Annotated in this window: 12 protein-coding genes; 5 read left to right on the forward strand and 7 right to left on the reverse strand. The window is 68.7% G+C overall.

The annotated features are described in order from the left end of the window. Positions 1-3: 3 nt before the first annotated feature. Together NAM01S_RS25810 and NAM01S_RS25815 are read right to left on the reverse strand one after the other, a co-directional pair. Positions 4-1,320 carry a class I SAM-dependent methyltransferase gene (locus NAM01S_RS25810; RefSeq protein ID WP_067789818.1) on the reverse strand — a complete coding sequence of 439 codons (1,317 nt, stop codon included), beginning with the start codon at positions 1,318-1,320 and terminating at the stop codon, positions 4-6. Beyond that, positions 1,317-2,756: an FAD-binding oxidoreductase gene (locus NAM01S_RS25815; RefSeq protein ID WP_067789821.1), complete on the reverse strand. Its 1,440-nt coding sequence runs from the start codon at positions 2,754-2,756 to the stop codon at positions 1,317-1,319. The genes NAM01S_RS25810 and NAM01S_RS25815 overlap by 4 nt, the downstream gene beginning before the upstream one ends. A 225-nt stretch (positions 2,757-2,981) precedes the next feature. On the opposite strand from NAM01S_RS25815, the gene NAM01S_RS25825 reads away from it, so the two are divergent. Then, positions 2,982-3,416 carry an SRPBCC family protein gene (locus NAM01S_RS25825; protein WP_067789826.1) on the forward strand — a complete coding sequence of 145 codons (435 nt, stop codon included), beginning with the start codon at positions 2,982-2,984 and terminating at the stop codon, positions 3,414-3,416. 70 nt (positions 3,417-3,486) lie between these two features. Here NAM01S_RS25825 and NAM01S_RS25830 read toward each other — a convergent pair whose 3' ends face one another. From NAM01S_RS25830 to NAM01S_RS25840, 3 genes are all read right to left on the reverse strand, one after another. Beyond that, positions 3,487-3,837 (reverse strand): VOC family protein, encoded by a 351-nt coding sequence (locus NAM01S_RS25830; protein ID WP_067789829.1) that lies wholly within the window; start codon positions 3,835-3,837, stop codon positions 3,487-3,489. 6 nt (positions 3,838-3,843) lie between these two features. Beyond that, positions 3,844-4,671, reverse strand: a complete 828-nt coding sequence (locus NAM01S_RS25835) for a MerR family transcriptional regulator (RefSeq protein ID WP_067789832.1) — start codon at positions 4,669-4,671, stop codon at positions 3,844-3,846. Positions 4,672-4,745: 74 nt separating this feature from the next. Then, positions 4,746-5,429 (reverse strand): ribosomal eL19 family protein, encoded by a 684-nt coding sequence (locus NAM01S_RS25840; protein WP_253799168.1) that lies wholly within the window; start codon positions 5,427-5,429, stop codon positions 4,746-4,748. 130 nt (positions 5,430-5,559) lie between these two features. On the opposite strand from NAM01S_RS25840, the gene NAM01S_RS25845 reads away from it, so the two are divergent. The 3 genes from NAM01S_RS25845 (at position 5,560) to NAM01S_RS25855 (ending at position 7,261) form a co-directional block, all read left to right on the forward strand. Beyond that, complete coding sequence (locus NAM01S_RS25845; RefSeq protein ID WP_067789836.1) at positions 5,560-5,901, forward strand: YbaB/EbfC family nucleoid-associated protein; 342 nt, start codon at positions 5,560-5,562, stop codon at positions 5,899-5,901. Between the two features lie 15 nt (positions 5,902-5,916). After that, complete coding sequence (gene recR / locus NAM01S_RS25850; protein ID WP_067789838.1) at positions 5,917-6,525, forward strand: recombination mediator RecR; 609 nt, start codon at positions 5,917-5,919, stop codon at positions 6,523-6,525. Between the two features lie 115 nt (positions 6,526-6,640). After that, entirely contained in the window at positions 6,641-7,261 is a 621-nt protein-coding gene (locus tag NAM01S_RS25855; RefSeq protein WP_067789840.1) for a LysE family translocator, read from the forward strand. A gap of 3 nt (positions 7,262-7,264) precedes the next feature. Here NAM01S_RS25855 and NAM01S_RS25860 read toward each other — a convergent pair whose 3' ends face one another. Together NAM01S_RS25860 and NAM01S_RS25865 are read right to left on the reverse strand one after the other, a co-directional pair. Continuing rightward, positions 7,265-7,909: a hypothetical protein gene (locus NAM01S_RS25860; RefSeq protein WP_067789843.1), complete on the reverse strand. Its 645-nt coding sequence runs from the start codon at positions 7,907-7,909 to the stop codon at positions 7,265-7,267. A 45-nt stretch (positions 7,910-7,954) separates the two neighbouring features. Further along, positions 7,955-8,161, reverse strand: a complete 207-nt coding sequence (locus tag NAM01S_RS25865; RefSeq protein ID WP_067789845.1) for a hypothetical protein — start codon at positions 8,159-8,161, stop codon at positions 7,955-7,957. Positions 8,162-8,501: 340 nt separating this feature from the next. On the opposite strand from NAM01S_RS25865, the gene NAM01S_RS25870 reads away from it, so the two are divergent. After that, positions 8,502-10,358: circularly permuted type 2 ATP-grasp protein (locus tag NAM01S_RS25870; RefSeq protein ID WP_174554860.1), on the forward strand; the 1,857-nt coding region annotated here is incomplete at its 3' end.

The raw sequence follows: 10,358 nt of genomic DNA on the forward strand, positions 1-10,358 counted from the left end.
AGCTCAGGCTTCCCACCAGGGACGCAGCGGGACCGTCCACGCGCCGTTGGGCGGGAGCTTGACGCCGAGCACCTGGTGCAGCTGAACCACGTTGCGCTGGAAGCCGAGTCGGCAGCCCGCCATGTACAGGCCCCAGACCTTGGCCGTTCCCTCGCCGACCTCGGCGACGCAGGCGTCCCAGTTGGCGACCAGGTTCTTGCACCATTCGTGCAGGGTCAGCGCGTAGTGCTCGCGCAGGTTCTCCTCGTGCAGCACCTCGAGCCCGGTGTTCTGGATCTCGGAGATGATGCGGCCGGAGCCGATCAGCTCGCCGTCCGGGAAGACGTACCTGTCGATGAAGTCGCCCGCTTTGGTGGTGCGGGTGTTGTCCGGGCGGGTGATGCAGTGGTTCAGGAACAGGCCGCCGTCGCGCAGCTTGTTCTTGATGAATTCGAAGTAGTACGGGTAGTTGTGCACGCCGATGTGTTCGGTGAGACCGATCGAGGACACGGCGTCGAACTCGCCCTCTGGCACGTCGCGATAGTCGGAGTGCCGCACCTCGGCCAGATCGGAGAGGCCTTCCTCGGCGATCTTCCGCTGCGCCCACTCGGCCTGCTCCGCTGAGAGGGTCGCGCCGATGACCTTGACGCCGCGCCGAGCCGCGTAGCGCACCATGCCACCCCAGCCGCAGCCGATGTCGAGCAGCCGGTCGCCCTCCTTCAGGCGCAGCTTGTCGAAGACGAGGCGGTACTTGTTCTCCTGTGCCTGCTCCAGCGTCCAGTTCTCGTCGCCGTAGGCCGCGCAGGTGTAGGTCATCGAGGGACCGAGGACATACTCGTAGAAGGTGTTCGAGACGTCGTAGTGGTGGTGGATGGCCTCCGCGTCACGGGTCTTGGAGTGGCGCAGACCCTCGAACGCGATCCGGCGCCAGCGCGGCAGCGTCTCCTGCGGCGGCGGCGCGACCGGCTTGAGCCGCTCCCAGCCGAGCGAGCGCGCGATGGTGACCAGCGCGAGCGCCGACGGGCGGCGGAACTTCAAGTCCTGCATCGCCTTCAGGATCTCGTACGGGTCGCCCGGGTGGACGCCGGTCGCGGTCATGTCGCCCGCGATGTAGGCGCGCGCCATGCCGAGATCGCCGGGCGCGGTGGCCAGGTAGTTGATGCCGCGCGGGGTCTTGATGTCGAGGGTGTAGTCCGAATCCTTCGGCCCGGTCGCGCTGCCGTCGTAGGCGGTCAGGCGAATCGGGACCTCGCCGTCGACGAGGGTCTCGAAGATCTCGGCAATGCTCAGTTTGGTTCCCAGGTCCGCGAACACGTCGGAACGGTCCTTGAATGTCGTCATTTCCGTTGCACCGCCTTCGAATACAAATCCAGCAAGCGCTGGTCCGGGTCGTAGCGTTTCTTCAGTTCGGTGTAGGTCTGGCCGCCGTAGAGCGCCGCGAACTCGTCTTTTTCGTAGTACGCGTCGGAATACAGCGATTTGTGCCCGTCGAACTCGGTCACGGTGCGTTCGATGGCGCGGTTGGCCGCGCCCTCCTGCTGGCCAGGAACGGTGGGCACGGCCGACCAGAATCCCACGTTGACGTAGGTGCGGTTCGGCTCGATCGGATACAGCGGCCAGGGACGTCCGGTCGCGGCGGGTGCGGCGGTCTCCCGCAAACGCAGTGGGCACAGCCATATCGGCTCGATGGGAATCTCGCGCAGGAACCATTCGACGAAATCCGCGGTGCGCTCCACCGGGACCTCGATGTCCTGCACCACCCGCTCGCGCGGCGGGTTGCCCTTGCGGGCTTCCAGTTTGTCGCCGATGTCGTATTTGTGATCGAGGGCGACGAGCTTCCAGTAGAAGCTGCTGCGCCGGTAGCGCTTCGGCCAGAACCGGCGGATTCTCGGGTTCTGCGTGCCGAAAGCGCGCGAGCACCAGAACCAGTCGGTGTCCCAGCGCCACAGGTAGTCGTGGATGGTCAGGCGATCGCGCTTGGGCCGCGCGCCGTCGTGCTGGATGGAGCGGTAGTAGATGTCCATCCCGGTGTAATCGCTGACCGGACCTGGCTCGTCGGTCTGCCTGCCGAGCGTCAGGTAGCTCTCCTCGGCGGTGAACACGACGCCGTCGAGGTAGTCGACCCGCTCGCCGTCGTAGGACTTCTCGTCCACGATCCGCGTGATCGCGGCCTCCAGTTCGCGCAGGTCGCGGAACCGCACGTGGCGCAGCGCCACGTAGGGCAGTACGGGCTCGAGCTCGATTTTCAGCCGGACGGTGTACCCCAGCGTGCCGTAGGAATTGGGGAAGCCGCGGAACAGGTCGGCGTGCTCGCCATCGGGCCGGGCGGTGAGCAGCTCGCCCGCACCGGTCAGCACGTCCATCTCCAGCACCGACTCGTGCGGGAGGCCGCTGCGGAACGAGGTGGACTCGATGCCGAGGCCGGTCACCGCGCCGCCGAGGGTGATCGTCTTGAGCTGCGGAACCACCAGCGGCGCCAGCCCGTACGGCAGGGTCGCGGCCACCAGGTCCTCGTAGGTGGTCATGCCCGCGACGTCGGCGGTCCGCGCGTCCGGATCCACCGCGACGACCTGGGTCAGGCCGGAAACGTCCAAGCCGGGCGCGGTGTTCTTGGCCCTGGCTCGGAACAGATTGGAGGTCTTCTTCGCCAGCCGCACGTTGGCGTCCGCGGGTATGGCGCGGTAACTCGCCAGAAGGCGATCCACACCCGCTCGGTGCGCGGCAAACCCTGATTCGCGTGCGGCCGGACTGTGACCGGCCTTCCCCAACAGACTCACTGCCACCCCTCGACGCTAGTACGCACCGTGATCTTCGACCACTGATAAATGATCGAGCCGGGATAAATGTCACGGGAATGTTGCATCGGGAATACCCGGTGTTCGGTGTGGCAGTCGTCCGGTCGAACACGCGGTAGGACAACGTGAGCCTGGACGCCGCGCACGCGCGGGCGCAGGGCAGGATAGGGGGCGGTCGAGACACCGCATCCGGACAAGGAGCTCATTGTGGGACAGGTCAGCGCCAGCAGTTCGATCACCGTCGACGCGGATCCGAAGCGCGCGCTCGAGGCCATCGCCGACTACGAGACGGTGCGCCCGCGCATTCTCTCCTCGCACTACCGCGACTACAAGGTCGTCGAGGGCGGCAAGGGCGCGGGCACCGTCGCCGAGTGGACGTTGCAGGCCACCGAGAAGCGCGTCCGTAACGTGCACGCCGTCGTTTCGGTGGCGGATTCCATTGTCACCGAGCGTGATTCGAACTCCACCATGGTGAACACCTGGACGGTGACGCCGGAGGGCGCTGGCGCGCAGATCACGCTGCGCACCACGTGGAAGGGCGCTGGCGGCATCTCGGGCATCTTCGAGGGCATCTTCGCGCCGCTGGGGCTGAAGAAGATCCAGGCCGAGGTGCTGGAGAACCTGAAGCGCGAACTGGCCTGAGCCGGTAGCGAATCGAGCGACGGCGCGGCCGGACCTTCCGATGAGGTCCGGCCGCGCCGTCGCCATTCGATCAGGCCTTGCCGATGTCGAAGAGGTTGCCCTCTGGGTCGGCGAGCGTCGCCCAGTTCCCGCCGTACTCGTCGAAATCGCCGATGTGCTTCGCGCCGAGGGCGACCGCGCGGTCGACCTGTTCGCGCCACTCGGTCGAGGCGAGATCCAGGTGGACGACGTTCTTGCCCGGCGTCTTGTCCGGCACCTTGATGAACATCAGTAGCGGCTTGTGCCCGGACTCCCTACCCACCGTCGCGAAGAACTCGTTGGCTCCTTCGTCGACGCGCTGCTCGAGCAGCTCCGCCCAGAATCCGGCGAGCGCCGCGGCGTTCTCGCAGTCGAAGGTGACGTTGGCGATGGACAGCGTCATGATCGTTCACTCCTGTTCTCGGCGTCCGCCGATGGGCCAGCAGACTTCGGTCCGGTATGCGGTCGGGTCGTCGGTGTCGTTCGGGGCCACCAGGTACAGCTCGCGCACCGGCTCCGGCAGCGCCGTGTCGTGTTCGGCGACGTGGCTGCCCAGCGCGCCGTAGGTGCGGTCGAAGTCCTCGAAGGGGCCGGTGTGCACGGCGATGGCGAAGTGGCGCGCGGGTAGTTCGATCACGTCGAGTCCCTCGGGCGGTTCGATGGCGTCGCGGGTGGGGATCGGCACGAAGGCGACCACCTCGCCTTCGTCGTTCTCGAAGAATTCCGGCGAGTACGTCGCGCCGCCGACCCCCGCGGGCTGCACGCCCGCTGCGGCCAAGGTCTGGTAGAGCTGCGCGAAGGACTGTCCGCACCAGATTTCGATGCCGTCGCGCTCGACGAAGCCGACGACGGCCAGCGCCGGAAATGCCGGAATCGACCGGTAGCTCACCGTGATCGGCGCGGGTTCGGTCAGCAGCGAACGCAGCGACGCGACCACCGCCCTTGTCCGCTGCAATTCCCCCTCCATGCGCTCCAGATGCGCACGCAGCGCGCTGTCCCGCGCGGCGACGTCCGGCGCGGCGAGCACGGACTTGATCTCGGGCAGCGGCATGTCGAGGCGGCGCAGGCGCCGGATCAGATGGGCCTGCGCCACCTGCTCGGTCGAGTAGCGCCGATAACCCGAGGCCGGGTCGATCTCGACCGGCTCGAGCAGTTCGATGTCGTGGTAGTACCGCAGCGTTTTCACGCTGAGGTAGGTCAGTCTGGCGAACTCACCGATCGAGACGGTCGCGGTCATGTGTTCAGCGAACACCCTCCAGCGACTGGAGAGTCAAGCGGCCCGCCGGCACATGGTTCGCTCACGACGTTCGCTCATGCCAAGGCGAAAGTCAGCAGCAGGGTGGTCTGCAGCGCGCCGCGCCACCACGAGTAGCCGAACCAGACGCCAGGGGTCACCTCGCGGATCTCGTCGTAGAGCGGCGGGCTCGGCGACGGGGCGTAGTTCAGCGCCCAGGCCGGGCGGCCGTCCAACACCGCTGGCGCGCGATACACATCGGCCCGCCAGCCCTCGACGCCCGCGCCGGTCAGGCGGTTCATCAGGTGTCCGCCGTCGGGACCGGTGTAGAAGGTCTTGCCGATCCACACGCCCGGTGCGATGCCCTGGATGTAGTTCGGCCGGACCACCCAGCCGTTCTTGACGCCCATCGGCACCGCGCCCTGCGGCGCGTCGTGGAAGATCGCGTCCTGCTGTTCCGGTGAGCAGCGGAAGCGCAGCGAATCCAAGGTCGCGGCCTTGTTGTCGGGATACAGCACGCACCCGCCGCCGTAGTCGGACGCCGCGGGGATCACGTCGGAATCGGCCGGGGCCACCTCCGAATCGGCCGGGGCCACCTCCGAATCGGCCGGGGCCACCTCCGAATCGGCCGGGACCGCCGCCGAATCGGCCGGGACCGCCGCCGAATCGGCCGGGGCCACGCCGGAATCCGCCGAGGCCGCCGGGGCGCAGAGGACCGAAAGGGCCATGGCGCCCACGAGAAGTACTCGGTTTGTGCTCATTGCTGTCTCCAGAATTCACCGAACCGGGACCCGACCCACGTCGAGGTTAAGTGGGCCGGACCTGACTGTCTCGGTATATCCGGGAGGACTAGGCTGAACCGTGACAATCTCCCCTGAGAGAGGACGAGCAGTGCAGCCCGGTGGTCAATTCGACATGCAGCAGTTACTCGCCCAGGCACAGCAGATGCAGCAGGCGGTGATGGAAGCGCAGGCCGAGATCGCGGCCTCCGAGGTGGACGGACAGGCGGGCGGCGGCCTCGTCCAGGTGCGGATCAAGGCGACGGGTCAGGTGGTCTCGCTGACCATCGATCCGAAAGTCGTCGACCCCGACGACGTCGAGGGCCTGCAGGATCTGGTGATCGGCGCGGTCAACGACGCGATGAGCAACGCGCAGCGGCTGGCGGCCGAGCGCCTCGGCCCGCTCTCCGGCGGACTCGGCGGCGGTTCGCTGCCCGGGCTGCCGGATTTCTGATCGAGGACGGGACGGTTGTACGAGGGTCCGGTACAGGATCTGATCGACGAGCTCGGCAAGCTGCCCGGCGTCGGTCCGAAGAGCGCGCAGCGCATCGCGTTTCACCTGCTCCAGGTGGAACCGCCGGAGATCGACCGGTTGCAGGCCGCCTTGCAGAAGGTGCGCGACGGCGTGCAGTTCTGCGTGGCGTGCGGCACCGTCTCCGACGGCGAACTGTGCCGGATCTGCGCCGACCCGCGCCGCGACCGCAGCATGATCTGTGTGGTCGAGGAGCCCAAGGACGTTCAGGCGATCGAGCGCACCCGTGAGTTCCGTGGCCGCTACCACGTGCTCGGCGGCGCGCTCGATCCGCTCAGCGGCATCGGACCGGATCAGCTGCGGATACGGGAACTGTTGGCGCGCATCGGCAATCAAGAGGACGGCGTCGACGTCAGCGAGGTGATCATCGCGACCGACCCGAACACCGAGGGCGAGGCGACGGCCACCTACCTGGTGCGGATGCTGCGCGATTTCCCCGGGCTCGCGGTGACGCGGTTGGCCTCCGGCCTGCCGATGGGTGGGGATCTGGAGTTCGCCGACGAATTGACCCTCGGGCGGGCGCTTTCCGGCAGGCGCGCGCTGTAAGCGTCCCCGACACAGCCCCGCGCGGGACTTTCGTCCGATGGGGCGTGCTCGCTCCGGCCGTACGCGGTCCGCAGGGGTCTTCCTCCGGCCGTGCTCTCGAATTACTCTGCGGGGGATGAGCATCGAGTTTCTGCTGACGACGCTCGTCATCGTCGCCACGCCCGGTACCGGCGTCCTGTTCACCCTCGCGGCCGGACTCTCGCGCGGCGTGCGCGCCAGCGTCGTCGCGGCCTTCGGCTGCACCCTCGGCATCGTCCCACACATGATCGCGGCGGTAACGGGTCTCGCCGCGCTGTTGAACACCAGCGCCGTCGCCTTCCAGACGCTGAAGTATCTCGGCGTCGCCTACCTGCTGTACATGGCGTGGAACACGCTGCGGGACAAAGGCGCTCTCGCCATTCCCGACGCCGGAACGGAACGGGCCGCGCCGCGCGCTCGCCAGGTGATCACCTCGGCGGTGCTGCTCAACATCCTGAATCCGAAGCTGACCATCTTCTTCTTCGCGTTCCTTCCCCAGTTCGTGCCCGAGGGCGCGCCGAACGCGCTGGCCCGCATGCTCGAGCTGAGCGGCATCTTCATGCTGGCCACCTTCCTGGTGTTCGCCGGATACGGAGCGTGCGCGGCGGCGGTGCGCACGTACGTCATCGCGCGGCCGGTCGTGGTGACGTGGCTGCGGCGGGTGTTCGGTGCGTCGTTCGTGGCGCTCGCGGGGCGGCTCGCCGTGCAGAACCAGTAGGGGTCAGAACTCGACGCGGGTCCACGGAATGCGGGCGATCGCGTCCTTTTCGCCCGTCGTCCAGGACCAGATCAGGTCGGCGACCGCCTTGGGGTCCGCGAGGGTGGCGCCGTAGTGGCGTTCGGGACCGCCGTCGCGGTACTCGACGGTGTACTCGCCCGGCTTGCCGCGGTAGGTCTGGATGTAGTCGTGGTCGCCCCGCTCCACGATCAGGTAGGGGTTCGGCGGCGCGAGCTCCGGAATCCACTGGTCCACAAGGGCTTTGGTGAGGTACGGGAACGTGCCCGCGCCGCCGTGGGTGACGGTGACCGGCACGTGGCCCGCGGGATCGATCAGCCAGGCAAGCTGCGGGTCGTAGATCGCGTAGTCGCGCGGCGTCGCGATCTCGAAAAGCAGCTGCCGCACGTGGCCGATCGCGTCGTAGGGGCACGCCACGTGCAGCACCGACCCGTTCGCCGTCCCGCCCACCGACTCACCGCTGAGAAAGCTGTCCTCCTCCGGCAGCTCCAGATTCGCCTCGTTGATTTCGGCCGCCATCTCGGCGACCACCTCGGCCTCGTCCACCCCCTGCTGCCCGACCAGGTACGCCTCCACCTCGGCCAGGTTCGCAGCAACACCGGACGGCAACAACACGTGGTCGTAGTTCACCCGGCCAGCGTACGGGGAGCTACTGCGTGCGCTCCGGGGCCGGGGTCAGGCTTGGCGGCGGGAGGGGGATGGTTGTGTTGTGCAGGCGCAGCCGCCCGCGAGGTCGGCGCAGTCGATGATGAAGGCGTGGCGGGCGTGGTCGAAGGCGATGCAGTCGTCGTCGGTGCACTCGGGTGTGCGGGCCGCGTGGATGATCAGGGTGCCGTGACAGTGGTCGACGGCGGATTCGCAGGTGGGGCAGGTCGCTCGCATGGGACCTCCTGACGATCGGTTGGTCATTCGGTCTTAGCACTCGAGTCCGGACGACGGTGGGAGGCGGGCGGGAGTGTCGGCAACCCTGCGTGGTGGGGATACGCCGTGGTAGAGGTTGCGCGCCGAGCCAGGGCGCCCCGGACTCGAGCCGTGTAAGGGGCGGGCGAACACACCGCGACTCCGGGCGATCACGCGGATTCACGTGCGAAGATGGCACCACGGTCGACCCACGTCGGTGCGCCCGGCTGGACGCACCGCGTGGGGACCGGCGACCGGTTGCGGCGCGGACCGGACGCACGTCCGTCACGGCGAAACGTCTGACAGCGGAGGTGAGGTCGGCATGGTCGCCGATGCGGTGCCCCCGGCGGCGACGGCCGCCGACGTGCGGGAGCAGATCGCCGAGCAGCTCGCCCGCTACCGGGCCGAGGGCGGTCACACCGGCGCCTACGACGAGTGCGGCAGGCCGACCGGCGGCTACTACGACGAGCTGGTGGACACCGACGGCATCGTGCGGCAGATGTGGTCGGAGCTCTCTGCCGACTTCGTCGAGATCGGTCCCGCCGGGCTCGGCAGACTGGACACCAGGGTGCGCAGGCTGATCGAGGACGACGGCATCACCTACACCGAGGTGATGCGCGCGGGCGAGGCCGCGATCCCGACGCCGTGGCGCCTCGATCCGATTCCGCTGCTGGTCTCCGCCGACGACTGGACCCGGCTGGAGGCGGGTCTCGTGCAGCGCTCGCGGGTGCTGGACGAGGTGCTCACCGACATCTACGGCTCGCGCCGCACCATCACCTCCGGGCTGCTGCCGCCGGAGCTGGTCTTCGGCAACGCGGGTTATGTGCGCGCCGCGCACGGCATCACGATCCCCGGCCGCCACCAGCTGTTCCTGCACGCCTGCGACATCAGCCGGTGGAGCGACGGCGAATTCCGCGCCATCGCCGACTGGGCCCAAGCCCCCTCGGGCGCCGGTTACGCGCTGGCCGACCGGCGCGTCGTCTCGACCGCGATCCCGGAGGCCTTCGAGCACTCCAGCCCGCGCCCGCTCACCCCGTTCGCCAGGGCGATGCGGCTGTTGCTGATCGAGGCGGCGCCGGTGGCCGACGACAATCCCGTCGTGGTGGTGCTGAGCCCGGGCGTGCACTCCGAAACCGCCTTCGACCAGGCGTATCTCGCCTCGACGCTGGGTTTCCCGCTGGTGGAGAGCGCCGACCTGGTGGTGCGCGACGGCGCGCTGTGGATGCGCTCGCTCGGCACCCTCAAGCGGGTCGACGTGGTGCTGCGCCGGGTGGACGCGGAGTTCTCCGATCCGCTCGATCTGCGGCCGGATTCGCATCCCGGGGTGGTGGGGCTGGTCGAGGTGTTGCGCCGCGGCGCTGTCACCGTGGTGAACACGCTGGGCAGCGGGTTGCTGGAGAATCCGGCGCTCGCCTGCTTCCTGCCGCGGATCTCCCGTGCGCTGCTCGGCGAGGAGCTGCTGCTGGACAGCGCGCCCGCGTACTGGGGCGGCGACGCGAGCGAGCGTTCGCATCTGCTGGCCAACCTGGACGAACTCATCATCCGATCGACGGTGGACGGGGCCACGCTGTTCGGGCCGGAGCTGACGGCGACGATGCGCGAGGAGTTGCGGCGGCGCATCGAGGTGGACGGCTGGAAGTGGGTCGGCCAGGAACCGGCCCAGTTCTCGGTGGCGCCGGCCGTGCGCGGGTACGGCGGTCTTGCCGCGGCGCCGGTGGGCATGCGGCTGTTCTCGCTGGCCCGGCGCGGCGGCTACACGGCGATGGCGGGCGGCCTCGGCCAGCTGCGCCAGCGCACCGAGCCGGACCGGGTGGTGATCAAGGTCGCCGCCAAGGACGTGTGGGTGCGCGCCGCGCCCGCCGCGACGACCGCGGTAGGCGCCGAAACGCCGCGCGAGGAGCGCGAGCGGCGGGCCGCGCCGATCGTCGAGGAGATCAGCTCGCCCCGCGTGCTCAACGACATGTTCTGGATGGGCCGGTACTGCGAGCGCGCGGAGGCGGCGGTGCGCTTGCTCATCGCCACCCACGACCGCTACCAGGACTATCGCTACCGCCCGTGGTTGGAGGGCGCGGAGGCGCTGCCGGTCCTGATGGCGGCGCTGGCCGCGACGACCTGCACCGACGCACCGGAGGCGGTGATCGGAAACGGCGGCGCGCTTGCCGAGGGGGCCTCGAGCGGC

The sequence above is a fragment of the Nocardia amikacinitolerans NBRC 108937 genome, from assembly GCF_001612615.1.
Classification (GTDB): domain Bacteria; phylum Actinomycetota; class Actinomycetes; order Mycobacteriales; family Mycobacteriaceae; genus Nocardia; species Nocardia amikacinitolerans.

Excerpts from the sequence above, each read along its gene's own strand:
- NAM01S_RS25835 (WP_067789832.1), bottom strand. The coding sequence starts at position 4,671 with ATGACCGCGACCGTCTCGATCGGTGAGTTCGCCAGACTGACCTACCTC.
- NAM01S_RS25855 (WP_067789840.1), top strand. The coding sequence starts at position 6,641 with ATGAGCATCGAGTTTCTGCTGACGACGCTCGTCATCGTCGCCACGCCC.
- NAM01S_RS25830 (WP_067789829.1), bottom strand. The coding sequence starts at position 3,837 with ATGACGCTGTCCATCGCCAACGTCACCTTCGACTGCGAGAACGCCGCG.
- NAM01S_RS25865 (WP_067789845.1), bottom strand. The coding sequence starts at position 8,161 with ATGCGAGCGACCTGCCCCACCTGCGAATCCGCCGTCGACCACTGTCAC.
- NAM01S_RS25810 (WP_067789818.1), bottom strand. The coding sequence starts at position 1,320 with ATGACGACATTCAAGGACCGTTCCGACGTGTTCGCGGACCTGGGAACC.
- NAM01S_RS25840 (WP_253799168.1), bottom strand. The coding sequence starts at position 5,429 with ATGAGCACAAACCGAGTACTTCTCGTGGGCGCCATGGCCCTTTCGGTC.